The following is a 25081-nucleotide window of genomic DNA, read 5'->3' on the forward strand; positions in this document are numbered from 1 at the left end:
CCGAATCTGCTCCAGTTATCACACAGCCCCAATTGGGCGTTTTTTTTGCAGCCTCGGGCGGGCATACTAGGCCGTCCCTTACCCTGGTGCCGCCCGCCCCTATGCTTCGCGTCCTGATCGCCCTTGCTCTGACATGCCTGCTCCAACCGGCCTTCGCTGACGAGCGCGCGCAAACCCAACAGCAGTTGGACGCCACGCGTCAGGACATTGCCGAGCTGAAAAAGCTGCTGGGCAAAGTCCAGGAAGAAAAATCCGGCGTGCAGAAAGAGCTCAAGGGCACGGAAACCGAGCTGGGCAAGCTGCAGAAGCAGGTCGATGCGCTGCAGAAAGAACTGCAGAAAAGCGAATCCGAGCTGCAGCGACTCGATGCAGAGAAAAAAAACTCCAGAGCGCGCGCACTGAACAGCAGCGACTGATCGCCATTCAGGCCCGTGCGGCTTATCAGAACGGTCGTCAGGAATACCTCAAGCTGCTGCTCAACCAGCAGAATCCCGAGAAATTCGCCCGCACCCTCACCTATTACGATTACCTGAGCCAGGCCCGCCTGGAGCAGTTGAAGAACTTCAACGAAACCCTGCGCCAACTGGCCAATGTCGAACAGGATATCGCCGCGCAACAGGCGCAATTGCTGGTGCAGAAAAGCAGCCTCGACACCCAGCGCGACGAACTGGAAAAAGTCCGCAAGGAACGTCAGCAGGTACTCGCCAAGCTCAATGACGACGTAAAGGCCCGCGATCAGAAACTCGCCGCACGCGAGCAGGATCAGGCAGACCTGTCTAAAGTCCTTAAAACCATTGAAGAAACCCTGGCCCGTCAGGCCCGTGAGGCAGAAGAAGCGCGGCAGAAAGCGCTGATCGCCCAGCAGGAAGCGGAAAAAAAGCGCTTGCGTGAGGCGCAGGCGGAAAACACCGACGCCCCACGAAAACCCGCCAAATCGACGCCCGGCGCGCTGGTTTCCAGCAGCGGCGAGACCTTCGGTGGCGCTTTTGCTGCAACCCGGGGAAAACTTCCTTGGCCGGTTGATGGTCGACTACTGGCGCGCTTCGGTGAAAGCCGTGGCGACGACGCCCGTACCAAGTGGGATGGCGTGATGATCAGCGCCGCCGCCGGCAGCCAGGTGCATGCCGTGCACGGCGGTCGCGTGGTGTTCGCCGACTGGTTGCGTGGCGCCGGGCTGCTGGTGATCCTCGATCACGGTAACGGTTTTTTGAGTCTTTACGGCCACAACCAGACGCTGCTCAAGTCAGCGGGTGACGTGGTCAAAGCCGGTGAGTCGATTTCCACTGTCGGTAACAGTGGCGGTCAGGACACATCAGCGCTGTATTTCGCAATTCGTCAGCAGGGTCACCCGAGTGATCCGGCGCAATGGTGCCGCGCGCAAGGATAGGCGTTGAGTCACCTACATTAGGAGTTCGTTCGACATGCTGCATTTGTCCCGTCTTACCTCGCTGGCCCTGACGATCGCCCTGGTGATCGGCGCGCCTCTGGCGTTCGCCGCTCAACCGGCTCCGGCCGTCGCTCCGGCAGGCACAGCCGCAACCTCCAAGGCGCCGTTGCCGCTGGAAGAGTTGCGCACCTTTGCCGAGGTCATGGATCGGATCAAAGCCGCTTACGTCGAGCCGGTGGACGACAAGACCCTGCTGGAAAACGCGATCAAGGGCATGCTCAGCAACCTTGATCCGCACTCGGCCTACCTCGGCCCAGAGGACTTTACCGAACTGCAGGAAAGCACCAGCGGAGAGTTCGGCGGGTTGGGTATCGAAGTCGGCGCTGAGGACGGCTTCATCAAAGTCGTCTCGCCAATCGATGACACCCCGGCATCGAAGGCCGGCATTCAGGCCGGTGACTTCATCGTCAAGATCAACGGCCAGCCGACTCGCGGCCAGACCATGACCGAAGCCGTCGACAAAATGCGCGGCAAGATCGGCCAGAAAATCACCCTGACCCTGGTTCGCGACGGCGGCACGCCGTTCGACGTGACCCTGGCCCGCGCAGTGATTCAGGTGAAGAGCGTCAAGGCGCAGCTGCTGGAAACCGGCTATGCGTACATCCGCATCACCCAGTTCCAGGTCAAGACCGGCGAAGAGGTCTCCAAGGCTCTGGCCAAGCTGCGCAAGGACAACGGCAAGAAGCTCAACGGCATCATTCTCGACCTGCGTAACAACCCGGGTGGCGTGTTGCAGGCAGCGGTGGAAGTGGTCGACCACTTCATCACCAAAGGCCTGATCGTTTACACCAAGGGCCGCATCGCCAACTCCGAACTGCGCTTCTCCGCCACCGGCAAAGACGAAAGCGAAGCGGTGCCAATGGTGGTGTTGATCAACGGTGGCAGCGCCTCGGCCTCGGAAATCGTCGCCGGCGCCTTGCAGGATCAGAAACGCGCCGTGGTCATGGGCACCACCAGTTTCGGCAAGGGCTCGGTACAAACCGTGCTGCCGCTGAACAACGACCGCGCGCTGAAGATCACCACCGCGCTGTACTTCACGCCGAACGGCCGCTCGATTCAGGCGCAGGGCATCGTCCCGGACATCGAAGTGCGCAAAGCGAAGATCACCAACGAGGCGGACGGCGATTACTTCAAAGAAGCCGACCTGCAAGGTCACTTGGGTAACGGCAACGGCGGCGCCGACAAACCGACTGGCTCGGGCGCCAAGCCTAAAGCCATGCCGCAGGATGATGACTACCAATTGGCCCAGGCCCTGAGCCTGCTCAAAGGGCTGAGCATTACGTCCGGCCGTTGAGGATGTTTTTGCGTTTCGTCTTCGTTCTGTTGTGCTGTCTGGCGGGTGCTTCTCACGCAGAGCCCGTCAGCCCAAAGCCTCACAAGGCCTACCTGAGTCTGATCATCGATGACCTGGGGCAAAATCTGCCCCGGGATCGCCGCGTGCTGGCCCTGCCCGGCCCGGTGACCACGGCGATCATGCCCGACACCCCGCACGCCACCGAATTTGCCCGCGAGGCCCATCGCGCCGGCAAGATCGTCATCCTGCACATGCCAATGGATCCGGCCACCGGGCCTTACGCCTGGCATCCCGATCTGCCTATCGAAGAACTGGAAAAACGCCTGAACGCCGCGTTCAAAATGGTGCCGTACACCGCCGGCATCAATAACCACATGGGCAGCCGCATGACTGCGCAACCAGTGGCGATGGCGTGGTTGATGGGCGAGTTGCAGCGCCGCCACAAGTTCTTCGTCGACAGCCGCACCAGTGCGCAAACCGTCGCCGCGCAGCAGGCGCAGAAGATCGATCTGGCGAGTGTTTCGCGGGATGTGTTTCTTGATGATGAGCGCACCGAAGCGGCGATTTATACGCAGTTGCAGACGGCGATTAGTCTGGCGCACAAGCAGGGTTCGGCAGTGATGATCGGGCATCCGTATCCGCAGACGCTGGCGGTGCTGGAGCGGGAATTGCCGAAGCTGAAGGCTCAGGGGATTGAGTGGATTGATATCCGGCAGATGATCAGCGTGCGCAGTAACAAGGCGACTGCGGCACACGGCAAGGATGGCGTGTACCGCTGACTTTAGAAGCCCCTCACCCCAGCCCTCTCCCGGAGGGAGAGGGAGCTGACCGAGTTGATTGGGACAGCTGCACCGACTTGCAATACCGAGTCGAACTCAGGTTTTGAAAGTACATAGATCAGCTCCCTTTCCCCCTCGCCCCCTTGGGGGAGAGGGTTGGGGTGAGGGGGTAGCGATCTGATAAGCGCTACAAATACCGTCCCATGATGTCATCCACCACACCATCCTTGCGCATCTGATCCAGCGCGGCCTGGAGCTTCTTCACGGTTTCTTCCGGCACATCTTTATTCAGCGCCAGATACAGCTCAGCGCTGTTGAAGCGCAGCACTGTCTTCAGCCCCGTCACCCCATCCTGCCTTGCCAGATAACGCCCGGCCGGATCACCCGTCGCCCACAAATCAATCTGCCCGTTGACCAGCTTCTTGGCGTTGTCCTGATCGCGCAACACCACCACCGGCTTCAAGCCCTGCTTGGTCAGTGTCTCGGCAATCGCATCGCCCTTGTACGCGCCAATCTTGTATTTGCGCGCATCCTCAAGGGTTTCGAGGGTGATCTTGCTGTCGGCCTTGGCCAACAGGATCCAGTCGTCCGGGCCGATCGGGCCGACCCATTTGAAGAGCTTTTCGCGATCCGGCAGGCGCGCCATCACGAAGGCGCCGTAACCAGGATTTTCCAGGGCGAGTTTGTACACGCGCTCCCAAGGAAAGCGCAGGGTCAGGCTGTAAGTGACGCCGGCACGCTGGAACATTTCCCGAACGATGTCGGTGGCGATGCCGTTGATGTTTTCGCCTTGGGCGAAATTTTTGCCGTTCTTCGCCATGTTGTACGGCGGGAAGTTTTCGGTAAGGAGCACCAGATCGGTGTCGGGACTGGTTTCGGCGCGGGCAGTGTTGATGAGCAACAGAGAGGCGCTGGCGAGAACTAGGAGCAGGCGTTTGATCATGTTGGGCTACCGAAATCCATGGCGTGCCCAAGAGTGCCTTGGGTGCGCCATGGTGTCCACTGGCCTGTATCGATTTTGACGCTTAACGCATCGTGATGCCGCGTTTAGCCATGTAGGCCTTGGCTTCCTGCACGGTGTATTCGCCGAAGTGGAAAATACTCGCCGCCAACACAGCGCTGGCGTGGCCTTCGAGAATGCCGTCAGCCAAGTGCTGCAAGTTGCCGACACCGCCGGAAGCGATCACGGGAATGCCCAGCGCGTCGCTGATCGCGCGGGTCACGCCGAGATCGAAACCGTTTTTCATGCCGTCCTGATCCATGCTGGTCAGCAGGATTTCGCCGGCGCCAAGGCCTTCCATTTTCTTCGCCCACTCGACCGCGTCGAGGCCGGTTGGCTTGCGCCCGCCGTGGGTGAAGATCTCCCAGCGCGGGGTTTCGCCCGGGCCAGAAACCTTTTTGGCGTCGATGGCAACGACGATGCACTGCGAGCCGAAATGCTGCGCGGCTTCGCCAACGAATTCCGGGTTGAACACGGCCGCGGTGTTGATCGACACCTTGTCCGCACCGGCATTCAGCAGATTGCGAATGTCCTGCACGGTACGCACGCCACCGCCAACGGTCAGCGGAATGAACACCTGGCTGGCCATACGCTCGACGGTATGCAGCGTGGTGTCGCGACCATCGACGCTGGCGGTGATGTCGAGAAAGGTAATCTCGTCGGCACCCTGCTCGTCATAGCGACGGGCGATTTCCACCGGGTCACCGGCGTCGCGGATGTTCTCGAACTTCACACCTTTGACGACCCGGCCGTTGTCCACGTCCAGGCAAGGGATGATGCGTTTGGCCAGCGCCATGGTCAGTCCTCAGCCTTTATACGAATCGCAGAAAGCTTGCGCTTCAGCGACGTCGAGGGTGCCTTCGTAAATCGCCCGGCCAGTGATGGCGCCGATGATGCCCGGCGCCTTGGCGTCGAGCAGCGATTTGATGTCACCCAGATTGTGGATGCCACCGGACGCGATCACCGGGATCTTGGTAGCCGCGGCCAGCGCAGCGGTAAACGGTACGTTGCAGCCCTGCATCATGCCGTCTTTGGCGATGTCGGTATAAACGATCGAGGAGACGCCGTCGGCTTCAAACTGCTTGGCCAGGTCGATGACCTGCACGGTGCTGATTTCAGCCCAGCCATCGGTGGCGACGAAACCGTCTTTGGCGTCCAGACCGACGATGATCTTGCCCGGGAACGCGCGGCACGCTTCAGCAACGAAAGCCGGATCTTTCACGGCTTTGGTGCCGATGATCACGTAGCTGACGCCAGCCTTGACGTAGTGCTCGATGGTTTCCAGCGAACGGATGCCGCCACCGATCTGGATCGGCAGAGTCGGGTAACGCTTGGCGATCGCGGTAACAACTTCGCCGTTGACCGGCTGGCCTTCAAACGCGCCGTTCAGATCGACCAGATGCAGACGGCGGCAACCGCCCTCCACCCACTTGGCAGCCATGCTCACCGGGTCATCGGAGAACACTGTGGAATCTTCCATGCGGCCCTGGCGCAGACGTACGCAGGCACCGTCTTTAAGATCGATAGCGGGAATAATCAGCATCTGGCAAACCTTCAAATTTGAATGTTCAGCTTGGCTCGGAAATCAGTTTTTCTCGAGCGCCCACAGGTCGCTTTCGATGCTTTCAAACCGCTCTTTGAGATGGGTCTGCACATCGAAAATCGCCCTGTTGTAATAGTGCGGAGCAATTTCGCGGGTAAACAGCTCAAGAATTTCCCCCGCTTCGAACGATCCCAGATCGAGTTCGAAACGGTCTTCCATGAACCGCTGAATCTTGCGATTGGCCTCGTTCTCCTGTTCGGGAGTGAGGGTCAGAATCGGCGGTTTGGTTTTCTTGGCGGCCATTTACCAGCGACCGTCCCACGCAGCGAAGTTCTGCAGCAACTGCAGGCCATGGGTATGGCTTTTCTCCGGGTGGAACTGCACGGCGAAGCGCGAGCCATCGGCCAGCGCCGCAGCGAAATCGACACCGTAATGACCGCCACCGACCACTTGCCGCGCGTTGGCGGCAGCGATGTAGTAGCTGTGCACGAAGTAGAAACGCGCCATGTCCGGAATGTCATGCCACAGCGGGTGGCTGACCTTCTGCTGCACTTCGTTCCAGCCCATGTGCGGGACTTTCAGGTGCTCGCCGTCTTCATGCAGGTCTTTGCCGAAGAACTTCACCGCGCCCGGGAACAGGCCGATGCAGTCGACGCCATCGTTCTCTTCGCTGGTGTCGAGCAAGGCTTGCATGCCGACACAGATGCCGAGGAACGGACGATCCTGACTGACTTCGCGCACCAGCGAGTCGAAACCGAGGCGACGGATCTCTGCCATGCAGTCGCGAATCGCGCCAACACCGGGAAACACCACGCGGTCAGCTTCGCGAATCACGTTGGCATCGCTGGTGATCAACACCTTGCCGGCACCGACGTGTTCGAGGGCCTTGGCCACCGAGTGCAGGTTGCCCATGCCGTAATCGATTACTGCAACCGTCTGCATTACAGAACGCCTTTGGTCGATGGCATTTGCCCGGCCATGCGCTCATCCAGCTCGACGGCCATGCGCAGCGCGCGGCCGAAAGCCTTGAACACGGTTTCGATCTGGTGGTGGGTGTTGGTGCCACGCAGGTTGTCGATGTGCATGCTGACCAACGCATGGTTGACGAAGCCCTGGAAGAATTCCTGGAACAGGTCAACGTCGAAACCACCGACGGTGGCGCGGGTGTACGGCACGTGCATCTGCAGGCCTGGACGACCGGAGAAATCGATCACCACGCGCGACAGCGCTTCATCGAGCGGCACGTAAGCATGACCGTAGCGACGGATGCCTTTTTTATCGCCGATGGCTTTGGCAAATGCCTGGCCGAGGGTGATACCGACGTCTTCCACCGTATGGTGGTCGTCGATATGCAAATCGCCCTTGCATTCAATATCCAGGTCGATCAACCCGTGACGGGCGATCTGATCCAGCATGTGCTCAAGAAAAGGAACACCGATATCGAATCGGGCCTTTCCGGTGCCATCAAGGTTGATCGAGGCTTTGATCTGGGTTTCCAGAGTGTCGCGCTCGACAGAAGCCTTACGTTCGGCCATCACCAGCTCCGCAAAATCATTGGGCGAAAAAGGCAGCCATTATAGGCACGCGGGGCGTAAACAGAAACACGAGAGGTGATATGGCTGACGGATAGAACGCCCGGCTGTCGCGGGTAGACATGTCCATACAAGCCATTACAGGCACTGCAAAAACAAATGTGGGAGTGAGCCTGCTCGCGATGAGGGCCTCACAGTCAACATTTCTGTGACTGTCAGACCGCTATCGCGAGCAGGCTCACTCCTACAGGGGTACTGCGTTTTTACTTAGTGAAACAGTACCGCCGTTTTCTGCAGGGTTACCCACACACCCCACGCCAACGGAATACCCACGGCCAACCACGCAGCAATCGCCAGCGGCTTGCTGCCCGGCGCGGCTTTCCACTCCAGAACCGTGCTGGCATCAGCACCTTTGTCGTGACCCAGCGCCTGTTCGGCGGCCAGTTCAGCGTCGGTCATGAAGTACTTCTCGGCCACCGGACGAACCAGCATGTTGCACAGGAAGCCCAACACCAGCAGGCCGGCGAGGATGTACAAGGTGATGTCGTAAGCGGCAGCGCGTTCAACGCCGATGCTCAGCTGATACTCACGCAGGTAGTTCACCAGCACCGGGCCGAGCACGCCAGCCGCCGCCCAGGCAGTCAGCAGACGACCGTGGATCGCGCCAACCATTTGCGTACCGAACAGGTCAGCCAGATACGCTGGAACCGTCGCGAAACCACCGCCGTACATCGACAGAATGATGCAGAACGCCGCCACGAACAGCGCAACGTTGCCCAAATGGCCCATGTTCGGAATCAGCGCGTACAGGGCAAAACCCAGGGCGAAGAACACGAAGTAGGTGTTTTTGCGGCCCAGGTAGTCCGAGAACGAAGCCCAGAAGAAACGACCACCGATGTTGAACAGGCTCAGCAAACCGGTGAAGCCTGCAGCGATCGCAGCGATCGAAGCCAACTGCCCAGCATCGAGTTGGCCAAACGGCACATCAACGCCCAGCAGCTTGCCGCCGAACACTTCCTGCAACAGTGGCGACGCCATGCCGAGGATGCCGATACCGGCAGAAACGTTCAGGCACAGTACCAGCCAGACCAGACGGAATTGCGGGGTTTTCCACGCCACATTCACGTGCACGTGACGATTGGTGATCATCGCGTTCGCGGCTTTCTTCGCCGGCGCAGTCCAGCCTTCAGGTTTCCAGCCGGTTGGCGGCACGCGGTACGACAGAGCGCCACCGATCATGAACACAAAGTAGATCGCGGCCATGGCCACGAAGCTCTGCCAGACGCCAACGCCTTCAGCCGAGCCGAAGTGGCTCATCAGCGCGGTCGCCAACGGTGCACCGACCATCGCGCCGCCACCGAAGCCCATGATCGCCATGCCGGTCGCCATGCCGCGCTTGTCCGGGAACCACTTGATCAGGGTCGAGACCGGCGAGATGTAGCCCAGACCGAGACCGATACCTCCGATCACGCCCGAGCCAATCCACATCAGCCAGATCTGGTGGGTATAAATACCCAGCGCCGAGATCAGCAGACCGCCGCACCAGCACAGTGCCGATACCACGCCAGCCTTGCGCGGGCCAGCGTGCTCCAGCCAGCCACCCCAGATCGCTGCCGAGCAGCCGAGGAAGATGAAGAACAGCGTGTAGATCCAGCCGAGCATCGAGATCGGCCAGTCGCATTGCGAAGAGAAAACCTGCGCGATGAAGCTCATGTCCGGCGCGCAAGTCACTGGCGCGGTGACGCCCAGCGCCTTGGACAGCGGCAACCAGAACACCGAGAAGCCGTACGCCATGCCGATGCACAGGTGAATGGCCAGAGCGGCCGGTGGTACCAGCCAGCGGTTGAAACCGGGCTTGGCGATGATGCGCTCCTTGGAGAGGAACGCAGGCTGGGCGGCGCTGAGGCCGTCCGCCGTAATGCTCGTGCTCATTGTGTATCCCCCAATTATTAGTATGGTTCGCCAGCCACTGTTCACCCTCGGCCTTATGCACGCAGGCATGACCGTTTTTTGGGTGAAGCTCCTTGAAGGCGCGACGTTAAGTCGCAGAGGGACGGACGAACGGGGCGAAGGTTACCATTTGCAAGTGACAGAAAAACCAAACTGATATCACCTTTTTCATGTCATCTGATCTCTACACCTGTGTAGGAGCTGCCGAAGGCTGCGATCTTTTGATCCTGTTTTTGATAAACATCAAAAGATCGCAGCGTTCCGCAGCTCCAACACGGGGCGATTTTTGCTGAACGACGGGTGAACCAAGCGCAGAAAATGGCGTCGCAAGCGGGGGCCGAACTGCGCCTGCTGGCACCTGCCGGACATCCTGAAGCTCTGGCCATCGCGGCGAAGTTGCACGTGCCGCTGGAGGTACTGGCAACATGACGCCACACCGAACCGGGCATTTGCAGCGCTATACTCCCCGGCTAAATTACGAATTCGACTAATTACAAGGACTCGCCCATGAAAGCGTTCGGCAAAATCCTGGGTCTGGTACTTCTCGGGCTGTTGCTGATCATCGTGGCGGCAGGCTTTGCCCTGACCCACCTCTTCGATCCCAACGACTATAAAGACGAGATCCGCCAGATAGCCCGCGACAAGGCCCACATCGAGCTGACGCTCAATGGCGATATCGGCTGGAGCCTGTTCCCGTGGCTCGGCCTGGAATTGCACGAGGCCAGCGTCGCCACCCTGATCAAACCGGCCGAACCGTTTGCCGACTTGCAGATGCTCGGCCTGTCCGTGCGTGTGCTGCCGCTGCTGCGCCGTGAAGTGCAGATGAGCGACGTGCGCGTCGAAGGCCTGAACCTGCGCCTGAACCGCGACAAGGACGGTCATGGCAACTGGGAAGACATTGGCAAGCTGCCGCAGCCTGCCGGTGCAACGCCGCCTGTCGCAGCCAATCAACCGGCCAGCGAAACCCCGCCAGCAGCGGAAAAACCACCGCAACCAATCCGCCTCGACATCGACAGCCTGACCGTCAACAACGCCCGCGTTGAATACAACGACGAGAAGACCGGCAAGCAGTTCAGCGCCGAAAGCATCCAGTTGAGCACCGGCGCGGTTCACGATTCGACCAATATTCCGTTGAAGGCCACCGCTTTCCTCAGCACCAATCAGCCGATGCTGCGGGTGCGCACCGAGCTGAACGGCGAATTGCGCATCGAGCGCGCGCTACAACGCTACAGGTTCGAAGACATGAAATTGTCCGGCGAACTGACGGGCGATCCGCTGCAAGGCAAGGCCATGACCTTCTCGGCTCAAGGTCAGGTTTCGCTGGATAAAGCCGCGAACGTCGCCGAATGGACGGGGATCAAGATCTCCGCCAACCAATTGCGCGCCTTGGGCGAACTGAAAGCCAACGATCTCGATAAAACCCCGCAGATCACTGGCGGCCTGTCCATCGCTCAGTTCGATCTGGCGAAATTCGTCGACAGCATCGGCCAGACACTTCCAGCGATGGCCGCCGGCAGCCTGAGCAAAGTCGAACTGGTCAGCCGCATTGCCGCCACGCCAACCAGCGTCGCGTTCGACAACATCAACCTGAAAGTCGACGACAGCAGCTTCAGCGGCCGCATCGCCGTCGAGGATTTCGCCAAGCAATCGCTGCGCGCGATCCTCAAGGCTGACACCTTCAACGTCGACCGCTACCTGCCGCCGAAATCGGAAAAAGCCGCGAACGCCACGCAAGTGCGTCAGGCCGAAGTCGCCAGCACCGAAGCCGATGCCATGGCCGGCGCCGGCAGTACGCCGCTGCCGGACAAGCCGACCAAAACCGCGTGGAGCACCGATCGCCTGCTGCCGGTGGAACGTCTGGCCAAGCTCGATGTGGACGCCGATCTGACCTTCGGCCAACTGACCCTCGACAAATTGCCGATCCAGAACGCCGCACTGAAAGCCACCGGCCAGGGCGGCCTGCTGACCCTGACCAACCTGAGCGGCGACTTGTACAACGGCAACTTCGCCGCCAATGGCACCCTTGATGTCCGCCAAACCGCACCCGTGCTGAATTTGCAGACCAAGCTCAATCGCGTGCCGGTCGATAAAATCCTCGAAAGCCAAGGCAAGAATCCGCCGGTGAAAGGTTTGATTACCCTCACCAGTAACGTCACCGGCAACGGCAACAGCCAGCAAGCGCTGATCGAAAGCCTCAACGGCAACGCCAGTTTCGTGATCAATAACGGCGTGCTGCTCAACGCCAACCTTGAACAGCAATTGTGCAAAGGCATCGCCACACTCAACCGCAAAACCCTCAGCGGCGAGCCACGCGGCAAAGACACGCCGTTCCAGGAACTCAAGGGCAACCTGACCTTCCGCAACGGCGTCGCCAGCAACCCCGATCTGAAAGTGCGCATCCCCGGCATGACCGTCAACGGTGACGGCGACATCGATTTGCGCGTGCTCGGCATGGACTATCGCGTCGGCATCATCGTCGAAGGTGACACCAGTGCGATGCCGGATCCAGCCTGTCAGGTCGGCGAAAAATTCGTCGGCATCGAGTGGCCGCTGCGCTGCCGTGGCCCGCTGGAGCTGGGCGCGAAAGCCTGCCGCGTCGACAATGATCGACTCGGTCAGGTCGCGACCAAACTGGCTGGCGACAAGCTCAGCGACAAGATCGACGAGAAACTCGGTGACAAGGTCAGCCCGGAATTGAAAAACGCATTGAAGGGGCTGTTCAAGCGATGAGAGCGGAGCAGTTTTCCACGGCGGTGCTGGATTGGTTCGACCGCCACGGCCGCCACGATTTGCCTTGGCAGCAGGACATCAACCCGTATCGGGTGTGGGTGTCGGAGATCATGTTGCAGCAGACTCAGGTCAGCACCGTGCTCAATTACTTCGACCGTTTCATGGCCGCGCTGCCGACGGTCGAAGCGCTGGCCGAAGCGCCGGAAGACGAGGTGCTGCACTTGTGGACTGGCCTGGGTTACTACACCCGCGCGCGCAATTTGCAGAAGACCGCGAAGATCGTCGTCAGCCAGTACGGTGGCGAGTTTCCGCGCGACGTCGAAAAGCTTACGGATTTGCCGGGCATCGGCCTGTCCACTGCCGGCGCGATCGCCAGCATCAGCATGGGCCTGCGCGCGCCGATCCTCGACGGCAACGTCAAACGCGTGCTGGCGCGTTTTACTGCGCAAGAGGGCTACCCCGGCGAGCCGAAGGTCGCCAAACAGCTATGGGCCAACGCTGAGCGCTTTACGCCGCACGATCGGGTCAACGCCTACACCCAGGCGATGATGGATCTCGGCGCCACACTCTGCACGCGCAGCAAGCCGAGTTGCCTGCTGTGCCCGCTGGAGCGCGGTTGCGAAGCGCACATGCTCGGCCTCGAAACCCGCTATCCGATTCCCAAGCCGCGCAAAGCCATCCCGCAGAAGCGCACGCTGATGCCGATGCTCGCCAACGGCGACGGCGCGATTCTGCTTTACCGTCGCCCCTCGAGCGGTTTGTGGGGCGGTTTGTGGAGCCTTCCGGAACTCGACGACCTCGACGACCTGCAGCACCTCGCCGACCAGCACGCGCTGACCATGGGCGAGCAGCAGGCGCTGCCGAGCCTTGTCCACACGTTCAGCCATTTCCAGCTGTCCATCGAACCCTGGCTGGTTCAGGTACAGGAGGCCGCCCATCACGTGGCCGAGGCCGACTGGCTCTGGTATAACCTCGCCACCCCGCCGCGCCTGGGCCTCGCTGCCCCGGTCAAAACCTTGCTCGAACGCGCGGCCGCCGTCTTGAATGCAGGAGAGTCGCCATGACCCGCACCGTAATGTGCCGCAAATACAAAGAAGAACTGCCCGCGCTGGAACGCGCCCCTTTCCCGGGCGCTAAAGGTCAGGATATTTTTGACCACGTCTCGGCCAAGGCTTGGGCCGACTGGCAGAAACACCAGACCCTGCTGATCAATGAAAAGCGTTTGAACATGATGAACGCCGAAGACCGCAAATATCTTCAGGGCGAAATGGACAAGTACTTCTCCGGCGAGGAATACGCTCAAGCCGAAGGCTACGTTCCACCTGCAGAGTAAACCCCGGAAATCGGGGGTCGGATCGTAAGCGACGGAATTAATTTAAGAAATTTTAAAAAAGTCGTTGACGTAAATCCGAAAAACCCTTTTAATGCGCCCCGTTGCCCAGATAGCTCAGTCGGTAGAGCAGGGGATTGAAAATCCCCGTGTCGGCGGTTCGATTCCGTCTCTGGGCACCAAATACCGAAAACCCTGAATCGCAAGATTCAGGGTTTTTTTATGTCTGCGATTTGGCGATCGCTCAATTCGTGCCATGTCATATCAAATAACAAAAACGGTTTTCCAAGAAATACAGGCAGCCTGGCGCCTGTACGCCAAGCCCACCGCGGAGCTTTTCGCAACAGCTCTTGGAAATCGCCCTGCCCCCCCCCCTGATAACCGCTGATGGGTAGGTAGATCGATTGGTCGTTTCTACCTAAACTCCAAAAACGCCGTCAACCGCCACCACATTGACGGCGCTTCACGGCGGTCGATGATCGCTGCCGCGCTTTACATAATTTCCCAGGAGGCCTTATGGCTGCTTGCACTGCAAATGGAGTCGCAGACTACCTGCTGTGGTTCGCCAAGGAACATGGCGACGTGCTGACACCCCTAAAGCTACAAAAGCTGATGTTTTACGCTGACGCTTGGCACATGGTTTTGAACGATGGAGAGGAGCTGGTTCCAGAACATTTTGAAGCCTGGGTACACGGCCCGGTTCTGCGCGAGGTCTACTTCAGGTTCAATCACTACCGCTGGAATCCAATCTCTCAAGAAATTCAGCTGCCTGAGCTATCAGAAAAAATTAAGACTTTTCTTGATGAGGTCTACAAAGTTTTCGGTGGCCTCTCGGGTTACGAGCTTGAGCAGCTCACTCATCAAGAACAGCCATGGAAAGCGGCACGAGGTGATTTGCCTCCAGACGCAACCTGCACATCCAATATCGACAAGGGCCTGACTCGGCTGTTTTATACAGAGATGTCAAAAGCAGGTTAAGGAAGCAGTTATGGGTATGAAGGCAGGAAGCCTCATCAGACCTGGAAGAATGCGCGCGGGATCGCCGGATCCTCAGAAGCGCATCAGTTTTTCCTTCAGGCACATCGAAAGGGATCATAAAAAATTCCGCTACTCACAATGCGAAGCAGCCTATTTCTGCAAGGTCATTGAACGGCTTTCAGCGGTGAGTGATTTTACTGTTCAAGAAATACACTCTGGCCGCTCCAACTCCCTTCGCGCACATCCCATTGTCTGGAACACAACCTCTGAGCCTGAAGGTTTTCAAGCCTTGAATGAACAGCTTAGAGGAAGCCCTCCCTACCAGTTTTCCGTCAGCAGTAATGCCCACGGCAGAGTTCACGGATTTTTCTTGGATCATGTCTTTTATGTGGTTTGGCTCGACCCCGGCCACTGCCTTTACCCTTAAGCAAATCAGTAGCAATGACGATTTGATCGTTCAGTTCAAAGAAACTGAAGAACACTGCGCCTCAACCATGAAAAACCCGCGATCCCCAGAGATCGCAGGTTTTTTCCATTTCAGCCGCCCAATGAGCCATCGACCAACTCAACATTGCGCAGTGCGTTTTCAATGTCGGCGCTTTTCCATCGGCTGTGATCCGCGCTACCGTAGCCGCCCCTTACGGAAGAGGGTCATCCCCGCGATGAACCAGAAACGCACTCGCATCCCCCTGCCCCATCCGCCGCCACCTCAGGAAAGCCTGGTGTCGAGAGGACTGGCGATCATGATCAGCGTGTTTCTGATCAGCACCGGCGCGCTGCTGTGCTACTCGGTCATCGACGGCTTGATTCACGACACCATCACCACCGTCACTCGCGGCGGGCCGGCCAAGGTCTACACCCTCGCCGGGCAACCGGGCGCGTACTGGTTTCATATCATTTTTGAAGGCTTTTTCGGCGGATTGCTGCTGGTCGCAGGTGTGGCGTGGCATCGACTGACGCGTATCGGCAAACCCGCTAGCAGGGCCCGACGTAAATACCGCTAGCACTTGGCGTTCGTATGAAATGGACTACAGACCCTGCCCGCCAACGTCCTTTTCCTCGGCAGCGTCCTGCACGACCAATCGCCTCTTCCTGCGGATTTCACCGTCTCTCCCGACATACTCAAACGGCGACGCCGGGCATGCTTTTGCGTCTGATCACAATGAAGCGGAAGACCCGATGAGCCAGTTAAAACCTGCTGACACGCAAGACCCGAAAATCGATTCATTGCTGGGGGAGCTTGGCGAGTTGATTCGTCAGGCACGGCAAAAAGTGCTGCGAGCGGTTGATACGATTCAAGTGCAGACCTGCTGGCAGATCGGCCGGCATATCGTTGAGTTTGAGCAACAGGGCGCCCAGCGTGCGGGCTATGGCAAGCAGTTGCTTGCCTTGCTGGCGAAGGATCTGACGGCGCAGTTTGGTAAAGGGTTTGATGAACGTAATCTGCGCTACATGCGCAGCTTTTATCAGCTGTTTCCAATTTGGAACGCAGTGCGTTCCGAATTGAGCTGGACTCACTACCGTAGGCTGTTGGGAGTGAACAATGAAAAAGCGCGGCATTGGTACATGGACGAGTGCGCCAATCTGAACTGGTCAAGCCGCGCCCTCGATCGCCAGATTCTCACCCTCTACTACGAGCGGCTCCTCATGAGTCGAGACAAAGCCGACGTGATCGAAGAAGCCACCACCAACATCGAAGCGATGAAATGTAATCCGCGTGAATTCATTCGCGATCCGGTCATGCTCGAGTTTCTCGGCCTGCCCTCAGCCGGCAAGGTCAGGGAAAGCAGTCTCGAACAGGCTCTCATCGATCACCTGCAGGGTTTTCTGCTCGAACTGGGCAAAGGCTTTTCCTTCGTTGCTCGCCAGCAACGCATCAGTACCGACGGCGTCGATCTGTACATCGATCTGGTGTTCTACAACTACCTGCTCAAATGCTTTGTGATCATCGATCTCAAACGCGGCAAGCTCAGCGCCCGCGATGTCGGGCAGATGGACATGTATGTGCGCATGTACGACGAGCTGATGCGCAGCGAGGGCGACAAGCCGACAGTCGGGATAATTTTGTCTGCCGAAAGCAACGATTCGGTGGCGCGTTATTCAATGCTCAAAGGCAACGAACAACTGTTCGCCAGCAGTTACAAAACGATATTGCCGAGTGAAGAAGAGTTGCGCGCAGAACTCAATCGCGAACAGGCCTTGATCGAAGAACGCATGCTGACTCAATCCACTGAATAAACCCTACGGATTGTTCCCAGGCGGCGCGGAGACTATCGTTGGCAGCTTACCCGTCAAGGTCGAGAGTCATGAGCTGTCAGGACATGCCCGCAACGCAGGATGTGCAGTCAAGGTCGCCGATTTTGAATACTGCTCAAAGCGAGCCTTTCAAAGAATCGGCCGCCGACGGGTACGTGCTGGGCGGTTTCACCTGGCGTCACACATCCCCCGATGCCCAGCGCCCGGTGGTCATCATCAACGCCGCCACCTCCGTGCGCTGCCGCCACTACTCGCGATTCGCCGCCTATCTGTTCGCCAATGGCTTCGACGTCATTACCTACGACTACCGCGGCATCGGCGAATCGCGACAGGCTTCGATCAAAGGCCTGAACGCTTCGTGGACTGATTGGGGCGCGCTGGATTTCGAGGCGATGCTCAAGCGTGCGCAACGTGAGTTTCCCGGTCAGCCGATTGACGTGGTCGGGCACAGTTTTGGCGGTTGCGCGGCGGGGTTGGCTGAATCCGGGCGAGTTATCCGACGGTTGGTCACTGTCGGCGCGCAGTTTGCCTACTGGCGAGATTACGCACCCGAGCATCGCTGGCGCATGTTTGGCAAATGGCATCTGCTGATGCCGTTGATGACCCTGTTCTGCGGCTACTTCCCCGGCAAACGCTTCGGCTGGCTGGAAGACACACCGACGGGCGTCGTGCGCGACTGGAGCACGCCTGCCCCGCGATTCGAAGAGCGCCCAAGCGGTCGCGCACTGATGAAAAAAACCGGCACCCTGCCCTTCGCCAATGTCCGCGCGCAGACGCTGGCCATCAGCATCAGCGACGATCCCTACGGCACGATTGCGGCCATCGAACGCCTGCTCGGCTACTTCAGCAACGCTTCAAAAACCCACCTGCGCATCGAGCCGCAAGACATCGGCGAACAACAAGTCGGACATTTCGCCTTTTTTCGCAGCGCATACCAAGCCACACTATGGCCCATCGCTCTGACCTGGCTGCAAACCGGCGCACTGGCCCCCGACACACCGGGGCGGCAAGTCCCGCGCAGCTGAGCCCTCTCAACGCACGACGGAACACATCATGGCCTCCGCCAACAAGCAGCAAAAACGCGCCACCCGGGCCAAAGCCAAGGCCAAGCAGAACCGCACCAAACGCGCTGAAGCGCCGGTCGAGCTGGATCCAAACGACGACCGCATCGACTTCGAATCGGTGGATCTGACCGAGCTGTTCAAGAAAATGATCGACGCCGAGAAGATCAGCCAGCAAGCCCTGTGCACCGCCTTCCTCGAAGACCCGCTGCTGGAACTGGTTTACGAGCAGGAAGGCGAAGAAGGCGCGATGGACTTCATCCTCGCCGCGCTGATCGAGTATCGCCAGTGGTCGCAGGAAACCGACGAGGCCGGCGCGCTGGCATGGATCGAATCACCGGCCTTCCAGGCCGACTATGTGGCGGCGTCCGACGCGATCGCCGCAAACACCCAACAGAAGAACTGAGCTCCCATGGCATCCCTGAACAAGCAACAGAAACGCGCCAAACGCGCCAAGGCAAAAGCCAAACAAATCCGTATGGTCGGCCGCAAGCCACTGGAACAGGACGAAGACCTCGACCACCTCGCCGAGCCGGTGCCGGAATACGTCCTGGCGATGTTCAGCAAAATGCGCGACGCCGAAGCCATCAGCCGCAACGAAATGCTGCTGACCCTGCTGCGCGAACTGGCGTTCGTCATCGTTGATCATCCTGAACTGCTGGACATGGAAAACGCCGACAACGAAGGCATGGCCGCCACTCACCTGGCCGCCGACATGCTGATCGACTACCGCATGTGGGCCGAAGGCGTAACGATCGAAGAAGCCCAGGCCTGGCTGAGCGAGCCACAGTTCATCACCGATTTCGGGGTTGCGCTGGATGCTTATGGCAAGTCGGTGGAAGCACAGGAAGACAAGAGCGAATAAACATCGCTCAAAAACAAAAACGGCCGCTAGTCATCACTGACAGCGGCCGTTTTGCATTACGCGTTACGGATCAGTTCAACACCACCGCGCCACGTTTTTCCAGCTTGCGACGGCGTGCGACCAGCAGACCGGCAGCCACCACCATCAGGCTCAGCAGGCCAGTCGCGAGGATCTCCACGCGATGCGCTTCCTGGAACAGCATGATCGTCAGGGCCGCGACGATGAAGATGATCACCGCGTAGGTCAGGCCCGGGAACAGCCACATGCTGAAGACGATTTTCTCGCCGCGTGCCATGCGCTGTTTGCGCATACGCAGTTGCGAGAAGGCGATTACCAGGTACACCAACAGTGCGATCGCGCCGGAGCTGGCCAGCAGGAACTCGAACACGGCGGCCGGGGCCACGTAGTTGGCGAACGTGCAGAGGAACGCTGCGCCAGTCGACAACATCACCGCCCAGTAAGGCGTGCCGCTTTTGTTGGTGCGGGTCGACATGGCCGGGGCATCGCCACGCTTGCCGAGGGAGAAGAGCATGCGCGACGAGGTGTAGAGCGCTGAGTTCAGGCAGCTGGTCACCGCGACCAGAACGACGATGTCGACGATCATTTTCGCGTTAGGAATGCCCATGCGCTCAAGCACGGTCTGGTAGGAACCGAGGTTGGCCAGCGTAGGATCGTTCCACGGCACCAAGGCCACAACGATGAAGATCGACACGAGATAGAACAAGCCGATCCGCCAGATCACCGAGTTGGTGGCCTTGGAGATTTGCTTGCCCGGGTTCTTCGATTCCGCGGCCGCGATGGTCACGATCTCGGTACCCATGAAGGAGAACATGGTGGTCAGGATTGCACCCAGCACCGCGCCCATGCCGTTCGGCAGGAAGCCGCCGCTGTCGAACAGGTGCGACACACCGCTGACCTGGCTGTTCGGCAGGAAGCCAAAAATGGCGGCAAGGCCAAGGCCGATAAAGCCGATGATCGCCAGCACTTTAATCAGCGCAAACCAGAATTCGAACTCGCCGTAATTCTTCACGCTGAACAGGTTGGTGACCGTGAGCAACATGGTGATGATCAGTGCGAAAGCCCAGATGCCTACGCCCGGGAACCATGCGTGGAGGATGGTCGCGGCGGCATTGGCTTCCAGCGGAATCACCAATACCCAGAACCACCAGTACAACCAGCCGATGGTGAAACCGGCCCAGTGCCCGATGGCACGGTCGGCGTAAGTCGAGAACGAACCGGTGTCCGGCGAGGCAACAGCCATTTCGCCGAGCATGCGCATCACTAACACCACCAGGGTACCGGCGGCGGCGTAAGCCAGCAGCACGGCAGGGCCGGCGGCAGCGATGGCGTGGCCGGAGCCAACGAACAGACCGGCGCCGATCACACCGGCGATCGACAACATGGTCACATGACGCGGTTTGAGCCCTTGTTCAAGGCCATTGGAGCTTGGGGTACTGCTCATCGAAACTACCTTTGCGAGGAAAGCGATTCAGTCCGTCCTGTCTGGTGTGTTCTTTCTCGTAAAAAGAAACCAACAGGGCGTTCCGGATTCTGCACGCAATAAATGCGCCAAAATGTTTCAAAGTCTTCTGGATCGCGGCTTTGCGTGCGACCGGACGGTCATCGCAAGTCCTTGAGATTAATGGCTATTCGCCAGAACGTTACCCTGCGACTCACTTTCAAGACAAATCAGCGCACCAGAAACACACTGAAAAAGTGTGGGATGCACAATAAAAGAGCGAAACCTGTACGTTCGGCCGGATAGCGCTTCCAACACCCCGCCAAAGCTGGCAACATCGCGCCTTTTTTTACGCGACACCCACGGGTTTGCACGATCAAACACCCGTTCGGTTGTTGATGGGGCGACAGTCTGCTGTGCCGATGCGACAACCTGCCACCTGCCACCCGTTAACCGCTCGTAGCGCTGTTGGCTGCCATTGAAACGCTATGCTAGCTTGGCCGCCTCGCCAGGAAGGCCACCCAACAGCTGGAGCGCAACATATATGAGGAACGCACATGGCTGAGGCCACGCCCGCGCTTGAAATCCGCAACCTGCACAAACGCTACGGACAGCTTGAGGTGCTCAAAGGCATCTCGCTGACCGCCCGCGACGGCGATGTGATCTCGATCCTCGGTTCCTCCGGTTCCGGCAAGTCCACGTTCCTGCGTTGCATCAACCTGCTGGAAAACCCGCATCAGGGCCAGATTCTGGTGGCCGGTGAAGAACTCAAGCTCAAGGCCGCCAAGAATGGCGAACTGGTTGCCGCCGACGGCAAACAGATCAACCGCCTGCGCTCCGAGATTGGTTTTGTGTTTCAAAACTTTAATCTGTGGCCGCACATGAGCATCCTCGACAACATCATCGAGGCCCCGCGTCGCGTGCTCGGTCAGAGCAAAGCTGAAGCGATCGAAGTCGCCGAAGCGCTGCTGGCCAAGGTCGGCATCTCCGACAAACGCCATGCGTACCCGGCGCAATTGTCCGGCGGTCAGCAACAACGCGCGGCGATTGCCCGCACGCTGGCGATGCAACCGAAAGTAATCCTGTTCGACGAGCCCACCTCGGCGCTTGACCCGGAAATGGTTCAGGAAGTACTTAGTGTTATCCGCGCATTGGCCGAAGAAGGCCGCACCATGCTGCTGGTGACCCACGAAATGGGCTTCGCCCGTCAGGTCTCCAGCGAAGTGGTGTTCCTTCATCAGGGCCTGATAGAAGAGCAAGGATCGCCTCAGCAGGTGTTCGAAAACCCGCTTTCGGCGCGCTGCAAACAATTCATGTCCAGCAACCGCTAACGGAGCAACATGCATGCAGAATTTCAAGAAGGTCTTCCTGGCCGCCGCCGTCACCCTCGCGTTCAGCGCCGGTGCCATGGCTGAAACCCTGAAGATGGGCATCGAAGCGGCTTACCCGCCGTTCAACAACAAAGACGCCAGCGGCAACGTGGTCGGCTTCGACAAAGACATCGGCGACGCTCTGTGCGCGAAGATGAAAGTCGAGTGCAGCGTGGTCACGTCCGACTGGGACGGCATCATTCCGGCCCTGAACGCGAAGAAGTTCGACTTCCTGATCTCCTCGCTGTCGATCACCGAAGAGCGCAAAGGCGCGGTCGACTTCACCGACCCGTACTACTCGAACAAGCTGCAGTTCATCGCACCGAAAAACGTCGACTTCAAAACCGACAAGGACTCGCTGAAAGGCAAGACCATCGGTACTCAGCGTGCAACCCTGGCCGGTACCTGGCTGGAAGACACCTACGCCGATGACATCAAAGTCAGCCTCTACGACACCCAGGAAAACGCCTACCTCGACCTGACCTCCGGTCGTGTCGACGCGATCCTCGCCGACAAGTACGCCAACTACGACTGGCTGAAAAGCGACGCCGGCAAGAACTACGAGTTCAAAGGTGACCCGGTCGTAGAAAGCGACAAGATCGGCATCGCTGTGCGTAAAGGCGACCCACTGCGTGAGAAGTTGAACGCTGCCCTGAAGGAAATCGTCGCCGACGGTACCTACAAGAAGATCAACGACAAGTACTTCCCGTTCAGCATCTACTGATCCTGACCTGTGGGACTGGCGCCGTGATGCAACGGCGCCGGCTCCCGACTTTGCCTGCCGCAATTTGAACAGAATTCCATGATTATCGACCTCTACGGATTCGGCCCGGCCCTCGCTGCCGGCGCGCTGATGACCGTCCAACTGGCCCTCACGGCCCTGTGCCTGGGACTGGTGCTCGGTCTGCTCGGCGCCTTGGCCAAGACTTCCCCGTACAAGCCGCTGCAATGGCTTGGCGGCACTTATTCGACCCTCGTGCGCGGCGTCCCGGAATTGCTCTGGGTATTGTTGATCTACTTCGGTACGGTCAACCTGATGCGCGCCCTCGGTGAGTTCTTCGGCAACCCCGACCTGCAACTCAATGCCTTCGCCGCCGGTGTCATCGCCCTCGGCCTGTGCTTCGGCGCTTACGCCACGGAAGTGTTTCGTGGTGCGATTCTCGCCATCCCCAAAGGCCACCGTGAGGCCGGCCAGGCCCTGGGCCTGTCGAAATGGCGGATCTTCACCCGGCTGATCATGCCGCAGATGTGGCGTATCGCCCTGCCCGGCCTGGGCAATCTGTTCATGATCCTGATGAAAGACACCGCGCTGGTCTCGGTGATCGGCCTGGAAGAAATCATGCGTCACGCGCAAATCGGCGTGACCGTGTCGAAACAACCGTTCACCTTCTATATGGTCGCCGCGATCATGTACCTGGGCCTGACCGTGCTGGCGATGACCGGCATGCACTTCCTGGAAAAACGCGCCGCTCGCGGCTTTGCGAGGAGCGCTTAAATGAACTGGGAAGTCATCATCAAGTGGCTGCCGAAACTGGCGCAGGGCGCGACCCTGACCCTGGAGCTGGTAGCCATCGCGGTACTCGCTGGCCTGCTGCTGGCAATTCCGCTGGGCATCGCCCGCTCTTCGAAGCTGTGGTACGTGCGCTCGCTGCCTTACGCCTACATCTTCTTTTTCCGTGGCACGCCATTGCTGGTTCAGCTGTTCCTGGTTTATTACGGCCTGGCGCAGTTCGACGCGGTACGTGAAAGCGCGTTGTGGCCGTATCTGCGCGATCCGTTCTGGTGCGCCACGGTGACCATGACCCTGCACACGGCGGCGTACATCGCCGAGATCCTGCGCGGGGCGATTCAGGCGATTCCGCCGGGCGAGATCGAAGCGGCGCGAGCCTTGGGCATGTCCAAGCCGAAAGCGATGTTCTACATCATCCTCCCGCGCGCGGCGCGCATCGGCCTGCCGGCCTACAGCAACGAAGTGATCCTGATGCTCAAGGCCAGCGCGCTGGCCAGCACCGTGACCCTGCTGGAACTCACCGGTATGGCGCGCACGATCATTGCGCGCACCTATCTGCCGGTGGAGATCTTCTTCGCGGCGGGCGTGTTCTATCTGCTGATGGCTTACGTGCTCGTGCGCGGCTTCAAGCTGCTGGAGCGCTGGCTGCGCGTCGATGCCTGCCAAGGGCGTTGATTCTTCCTACGTGCTGACGGGCGAGGACTTACTCGCCCGCTTCACCGCGCTGGATGCTTTTTTGATTGAGCATCAGGCGCTGTGGAAACCTCGACCGTTCACCCATCTTTCGCTTGCTTGGGAAGCGTCCTACCCGGAATTGTCCTCGTGGCTACGCGGACGGTCGCTGGACGACGCGGAAAACGCTCATAACCACCCTGCTGATCTTGCTGATGCGCCGGAGCCGTTCGCTTCATTGGCGGCGTTGTCGGCTGAGTTGAATGTGGTTGGCGAGTTGCCGGAACATGCGCTGGAAGCTGCGGGGCATCGCTTGAATGTCGATGTACCGGGGCGCAAGTGCCAGCAGATCGAGGCGTTTGCCAGTCGTTTGTCCTTTGCTTCGCAGCCGAAGCATTGGCTGGATTGGTGTTCGGGCAAGGGTCATTTGGGGCGACGCTTGTTGGGCTCCGAGCAGCAACTGACTTGCGTTGAATATGATCCTCAATTGGTCGCCAGCGGACAGGCGTTGAGTCAGCGTCATCATCTGCACGCTTTGCACGTGGAACAGGATGTACTGGCGGCGGACGCCTCTGCCGTATTGAGCGCGAATCACACGCCCGTCGCCCTTCACGCCTGCGGTGATCTGCATGTGCGCTTGATGCAACTGGCCAGCACCGCAGGTTGCCAGCAAATGGCGATCGCGCCTTGCTGCTACAACCGCATCAGCCGCAGCGAGTATCAGCCGTTGTCCCACGCCGGACTGTTATCGCTCCTACAGCTCTCGCTGGAAGATCTGGCGCTGCCGATGAGCGAAACCGTCACCGCCGGTGCACGCGTCCGACGTCAGCGCGACACCTCAATGGCCCGTCGCCTTGCTTTCGACCTGCTGCAACGGCAAGTGCGCGGCGTCGACGAATACTTGCCAACGCCCTCCCTGCCCAGCGCTTGGCTGGACAAACCGTTCGCCGATTACTGCTGCGATCTGGCCGATCTCAAAGAGTTATCCACAGTCGGCACGCCAGATTGGGCCGCACTGGAAGCGGCGGGATGGCAACGATTGGCCGAAGTGCGCAACCTGGAGTTGCTGCGCGGATTATTCCGACGACCACTGGAGCTTTGGCTGAACCTCGATCGGGCACTTTTCCTCACCGAACAGGGATACGCCGTACGCCTCGGCACTTTCTGCGAATCAGCGCTGACTCCGCGCAATTTCCTGTTGTTGGCCGAACGCGAATAAACCACCGCCAGCCTGTGGATAACTCTGTTGATGGATTTTACTCGAATCCAATATCCACGCCTGTTTCGGTGCTGAAACAGCTCTGG

At 59.2% G+C, this 25081-nt stretch carries 25 protein-coding genes, 1 tRNA gene and 2 pseudogenes; 20 read left to right on the forward strand and 8 right to left on the reverse strand.

What is annotated here, in order from left to right:
• The first annotated feature begins 101 nt into the window (after positions 1–101).
• From ACZZ0D_RS22495 to ACZZ0D_RS22505, 3 genes and pseudogenes are all read left to right on the forward strand, one after another.
• Positions 102–1387, forward strand: a pseudogene (locus tag ACZZ0D_RS22495) (murein hydrolase activator EnvC family protein).
• 34 nt (positions 1388–1421) lie between these two features.
• Positions 1422–2741 (forward strand): S41 family peptidase, encoded by a 1320-nt coding sequence (locus ACZZ0D_RS22500; RefSeq protein WP_053116593.1) that lies wholly within the window; start codon positions 1422–1424, stop codon positions 2739–2741.
• 2 nt (positions 2742–2743) lie between these two features.
• Positions 2744–3520, forward strand: coding sequence for a divergent polysaccharide deacetylase family protein (locus tag ACZZ0D_RS22505; protein WP_463554319.1), 777 nt, complete (start codon positions 2744–2746; stop codon positions 3518–3520).
• 187 nt (positions 3521–3707) lie between these two features.
• Here ACZZ0D_RS22505 and ACZZ0D_RS22510 read toward each other — a convergent pair whose 3' ends face one another.
• The 7 genes from ACZZ0D_RS22510 to ACZZ0D_RS22540 form a co-directional block, all read right to left on the reverse strand.
• Positions 3708–4463, reverse strand: coding sequence for a substrate-binding periplasmic protein (locus ACZZ0D_RS22510; protein ID WP_053116591.1), 756 nt, complete (start codon positions 4461–4463; stop codon positions 3708–3710).
• Between the two features lie 82 nt (positions 4464–4545).
• A complete protein-coding gene (gene hisF, locus ACZZ0D_RS22515; RefSeq protein ID WP_053116590.1) occupies positions 4546–5316 on the reverse strand; it encodes an imidazole glycerol phosphate synthase subunit HisF in 771 nt (256 codons plus the stop codon).
• 9 nt (positions 5317–5325) lie between these two features.
• Complete coding sequence (gene hisA, locus ACZZ0D_RS22520) at positions 5326–6063, reverse strand: 1-(5-phosphoribosyl)-5-[(5-phosphoribosylamino)methylideneamino]imidazole-4-carboxamide isomerase (protein WP_007909210.1); 738 nt, start codon at positions 6061–6063, stop codon at positions 5326–5328.
• A 42-nt stretch (positions 6064–6105) separates the two neighbouring features.
• Positions 6106–6366, reverse strand: a complete 261-nt coding sequence (locus tag ACZZ0D_RS22525) for a DUF2164 domain-containing protein (protein ID WP_053116588.1) — start codon at positions 6364–6366, stop codon at positions 6106–6108.
• Positions 6367–7005 (reverse strand): imidazole glycerol phosphate synthase subunit HisH, encoded by a 639-nt coding sequence (gene hisH / locus ACZZ0D_RS22530; RefSeq protein WP_075947168.1) that lies wholly within the window; start codon positions 7003–7005, stop codon positions 6367–6369. It lies immediately after the preceding gene.
• On the reverse strand, positions 7005–7598 hold the full coding sequence (gene hisB, locus ACZZ0D_RS22535; RefSeq protein WP_042557195.1) for an imidazoleglycerol-phosphate dehydratase HisB: 594 nt from the start codon (positions 7596–7598) through the stop codon (positions 7005–7007). Before hisB ends, hisH begins: the two co-directional genes overlap by 1 nt.
• 264 nt (positions 7599–7862) lie before the next feature.
• Positions 7863–9527 carry an OFA family MFS transporter gene (locus ACZZ0D_RS22540; RefSeq protein WP_463554320.1) on the reverse strand — a complete coding sequence of 555 codons (1665 nt, stop codon included), beginning with the start codon at positions 9525–9527 and terminating at the stop codon, positions 7863–7865.
• A gap of 306 nt (positions 9528–9833) precedes the next feature.
• Here ACZZ0D_RS22540 and ACZZ0D_RS22545 point away from each other — a divergent pair.
• The 12 genes and pseudogenes from ACZZ0D_RS22545 to ACZZ0D_RS22600 form a co-directional block, all read left to right on the forward strand.
• Positions 9834–9974: pseudogene (locus ACZZ0D_RS22545) on the forward strand (aspartate 1-decarboxylase autocleavage activator PanM); the annotation flags it as partial.
• A 78-nt stretch (positions 9975–10052) separates the two neighbouring features.
• Positions 10053–12275, forward strand: a complete 2223-nt coding sequence (locus ACZZ0D_RS22550; RefSeq protein WP_463554321.1) for an AsmA family protein — start codon at positions 10053–10055, stop codon at positions 12273–12275.
• Positions 12272–13339, forward strand: coding sequence for an A/G-specific adenine glycosylase (mutY, locus tag ACZZ0D_RS22555; protein ID WP_053116584.1), 1068 nt, complete (start codon positions 12272–12274; stop codon positions 13337–13339). Before ACZZ0D_RS22550 ends, mutY begins: the two co-directional genes overlap by 4 nt.
• The gene (locus ACZZ0D_RS22560; RefSeq protein ID WP_053116583.1) at positions 13336–13608 is read left to right on the forward strand and encodes an oxidative damage protection protein; all 273 of its coding nucleotides are present in this window, start codon (positions 13336–13338) and stop codon (positions 13606–13608) included. The genes mutY and ACZZ0D_RS22560 overlap by 4 nt, the downstream gene beginning before the upstream one ends.
• A gap of 103 nt (positions 13609–13711) precedes the next feature.
• Positions 13712–13787, forward strand: a tRNA-Phe gene (locus ACZZ0D_RS22565).
• Between the two features lie 334 nt (positions 13788–14121).
• Complete coding sequence (locus tag ACZZ0D_RS22570; protein ID WP_463554322.1) at positions 14122–14583, forward strand: Panacea domain-containing protein; 462 nt, start codon at positions 14122–14124, stop codon at positions 14581–14583.
• Positions 14584–14593: 10 nt separating this feature from the next.
• Positions 14594–15010, forward strand: a complete 417-nt coding sequence (locus tag ACZZ0D_RS22575) for a hypothetical protein (protein ID WP_463554323.1) — start codon at positions 14594–14596, stop codon at positions 15008–15010.
• 235 nt (positions 15011–15245) lie between these two features.
• Entirely contained in the window at positions 15246–15587 is a 342-nt protein-coding gene (locus ACZZ0D_RS22580) for a hypothetical protein (RefSeq protein ID WP_463554324.1), read from the forward strand.
• A gap of 175 nt (positions 15588–15762) precedes the next feature.
• The gene (locus tag ACZZ0D_RS22585; RefSeq protein ID WP_282356697.1) at positions 15763–16821 is read left to right on the forward strand and encodes a PDDEXK nuclease domain-containing protein; all 1059 of its coding nucleotides are present in this window, start codon (positions 15763–15765) and stop codon (positions 16819–16821) included.
• Positions 16822–16889: 68 nt separating this feature from the next.
• On the forward strand, positions 16890–17864 hold the full coding sequence (locus ACZZ0D_RS22590; protein ID WP_463554325.1) for an alpha/beta hydrolase family protein: 975 nt from the start codon (positions 16890–16892) through the stop codon (positions 17862–17864).
• A 28-nt stretch (positions 17865–17892) separates the two neighbouring features.
• Entirely contained in the window at positions 17893–18306 is a 414-nt protein-coding gene (locus ACZZ0D_RS22595; RefSeq protein WP_053116577.1) for a hypothetical protein, read from the forward strand.
• Positions 18307–18312: 6 nt separating this feature from the next.
• Positions 18313–18765: a hypothetical protein gene (locus ACZZ0D_RS22600; protein WP_008080542.1), complete on the forward strand. Its 453-nt coding sequence runs from the start codon at positions 18313–18315 to the stop codon at positions 18763–18765.
• Between the two features lie 70 nt (positions 18766–18835).
• Here ACZZ0D_RS22600 and gabP read toward each other — a convergent pair whose 3' ends face one another.
• Positions 18836–20227: a GABA permease gene (gabP, locus tag ACZZ0D_RS22605; RefSeq protein ID WP_053116576.1), complete on the reverse strand. Its 1392-nt coding sequence runs from the start codon at positions 20225–20227 to the stop codon at positions 18836–18838.
• A gap of 554 nt (positions 20228–20781) precedes the next feature.
• On the opposite strand from gabP, the gene ACZZ0D_RS22610 reads away from it, so the two are divergent.
• The 5 genes from ACZZ0D_RS22610 (at position 20782) to ACZZ0D_RS22630 (ending at position 24995) form a co-directional block, all read left to right on the forward strand.
• On the forward strand, positions 20782–21555 hold the full coding sequence (locus ACZZ0D_RS22610) for an ABC transporter ATP-binding protein (protein ID WP_053116575.1): 774 nt from the start codon (positions 20782–20784) through the stop codon (positions 21553–21555).
• A gap of 13 nt (positions 21556–21568) precedes the next feature.
• On the forward strand, positions 21569–22318 hold the full coding sequence (locus ACZZ0D_RS22615; protein WP_463554326.1) for an ABC transporter substrate-binding protein: 750 nt from the start codon (positions 21569–21571) through the stop codon (positions 22316–22318).
• A gap of 78 nt (positions 22319–22396) precedes the next feature.
• Positions 22397–23089, forward strand: coding sequence for an ABC transporter permease (locus ACZZ0D_RS22620; protein ID WP_007909165.1), 693 nt, complete (start codon positions 22397–22399; stop codon positions 23087–23089).
• Entirely contained in the window at positions 23090–23779 is a 690-nt protein-coding gene (locus tag ACZZ0D_RS22625; RefSeq protein WP_463554327.1) for an ABC transporter permease, read from the forward strand.
• Positions 23760–24995 carry a methyltransferase gene (locus ACZZ0D_RS22630; RefSeq protein ID WP_463554328.1) on the forward strand — a complete coding sequence of 412 codons (1236 nt, stop codon included), beginning with the start codon at positions 23760–23762 and terminating at the stop codon, positions 24993–24995. The genes ACZZ0D_RS22625 and ACZZ0D_RS22630 overlap by 20 nt, the downstream gene beginning before the upstream one ends.
• Positions 24996–25081 lie beyond the last annotated feature (86 nt).

The organism is Pseudomonas sp. AC193 (genome assembly GCF_979258075.1).

What these genes read in the sequence shown, in the direction of transcription:
- mutY (WP_053116584.1), top strand. Translation starts at nt 12,272, where the DNA reads ATGAGAGCGGAGCAGTTTTCCACGGCGGTGCTGGATTGGTTCGACCGC.
- ACZZ0D_RS22580 (WP_463554324.1), top strand. Translation starts at nt 15,246, where the DNA reads ATGAACCAGAAACGCACTCGCATCCCCCTGCCCCATCCGCCGCCACCT.
- hisB (WP_042557195.1), bottom strand. Translation starts at nt 7,598, where the DNA reads ATGGCCGAACGTAAGGCTTCTGTCGAGCGCGACACTCTGGAAACCCAG.
- ACZZ0D_RS22560 (WP_053116583.1), top strand. Translation starts at nt 13,336, where the DNA reads ATGACCCGCACCGTAATGTGCCGCAAATACAAAGAAGAACTGCCCGCG.
- ACZZ0D_RS22570 (WP_463554322.1), top strand. Translation starts at nt 14,122, where the DNA reads ATGGCTGCTTGCACTGCAAATGGAGTCGCAGACTACCTGCTGTGGTTC.
- ACZZ0D_RS22595 (WP_053116577.1), top strand. Translation starts at nt 17,893, where the DNA reads ATGGCCTCCGCCAACAAGCAGCAAAAACGCGCCACCCGGGCCAAAGCC.
- ACZZ0D_RS22615 (WP_463554326.1), top strand. Translation starts at nt 21,569, where the DNA reads ATGCAGAATTTCAAGAAGGTCTTCCTGGCCGCCGCCGTCACCCTCGCG.
- ACZZ0D_RS22575 (WP_463554323.1), top strand. Translation starts at nt 14,594, where the DNA reads ATGGGTATGAAGGCAGGAAGCCTCATCAGACCTGGAAGAATGCGCGCG.
- ACZZ0D_RS22630 (WP_463554328.1), top strand. Translation starts at nt 23,760, where the DNA reads ATGCCTGCCAAGGGCGTTGATTCTTCCTACGTGCTGACGGGCGAGGAC.
- ACZZ0D_RS22600 (WP_008080542.1), top strand. Translation starts at nt 18,313, where the DNA reads ATGGCATCCCTGAACAAGCAACAGAAACGCGCCAAACGCGCCAAGGCA.
- ACZZ0D_RS22540 (WP_463554320.1), bottom strand. Translation starts at nt 9,527, where the DNA reads ATGAGCACGAGCATTACGGCGGACGGCCTCAGCGCCGCCCAGCCTGCG.
- ACZZ0D_RS22610 (WP_053116575.1), top strand. Translation starts at nt 20,782, where the DNA reads ATGGCTGAGGCCACGCCCGCGCTTGAAATCCGCAACCTGCACAAACGC.
- hisF (WP_053116590.1), bottom strand. Translation starts at nt 5,316, where the DNA reads ATGGCGCTGGCCAAACGCATCATCCCTTGCCTGGACGTGGACAACGGC.
- ACZZ0D_RS22585 (WP_282356697.1), top strand. Translation starts at nt 15,763, where the DNA reads ATGAGCCAGTTAAAACCTGCTGACACGCAAGACCCGAAAATCGATTCA.
- ACZZ0D_RS22625 (WP_463554327.1), top strand. Translation starts at nt 23,090, where the DNA reads ATGAACTGGGAAGTCATCATCAAGTGGCTGCCGAAACTGGCGCAGGGC.
- hisA (WP_007909210.1), bottom strand. Translation starts at nt 6,063, where the DNA reads ATGCTGATTATTCCCGCTATCGATCTTAAAGACGGTGCCTGCGTACGT.
- ACZZ0D_RS22505 (WP_463554319.1), top strand. Translation starts at nt 2,744, where the DNA reads ATGTTTTTGCGTTTCGTCTTCGTTCTGTTGTGCTGTCTGGCGGGTGCT.
- hisH (WP_075947168.1), bottom strand. Translation starts at nt 7,005, where the DNA reads ATGCAGACGGTTGCAGTAATCGATTACGGCATGGGCAACCTGCACTCG.
- gabP (WP_053116576.1), bottom strand. Translation starts at nt 20,227, where the DNA reads ATGAGCAGTACCCCAAGCTCCAATGGCCTTGAACAAGGGCTCAAACCG.
- ACZZ0D_RS22525 (WP_053116588.1), bottom strand. Translation starts at nt 6,366, where the DNA reads ATGGCCGCCAAGAAAACCAAACCGCCGATTCTGACCCTCACTCCCGAA.
- ACZZ0D_RS22550 (WP_463554321.1), top strand. Translation starts at nt 10,053, where the DNA reads ATGAAAGCGTTCGGCAAAATCCTGGGTCTGGTACTTCTCGGGCTGTTG.
- ACZZ0D_RS22510 (WP_053116591.1), bottom strand. Translation starts at nt 4,463, where the DNA reads ATGATCAAACGCCTGCTCCTAGTTCTCGCCAGCGCCTCTCTGTTGCTC.
- ACZZ0D_RS22590 (WP_463554325.1), top strand. Translation starts at nt 16,890, where the DNA reads ATGAGCTGTCAGGACATGCCCGCAACGCAGGATGTGCAGTCAAGGTCG.
- ACZZ0D_RS22500 (WP_053116593.1), top strand. Translation starts at nt 1,422, where the DNA reads ATGCTGCATTTGTCCCGTCTTACCTCGCTGGCCCTGACGATCGCCCTG.
- ACZZ0D_RS22620 (WP_007909165.1), top strand. Translation starts at nt 22,397, where the DNA reads ATGATTATCGACCTCTACGGATTCGGCCCGGCCCTCGCTGCCGGCGCG.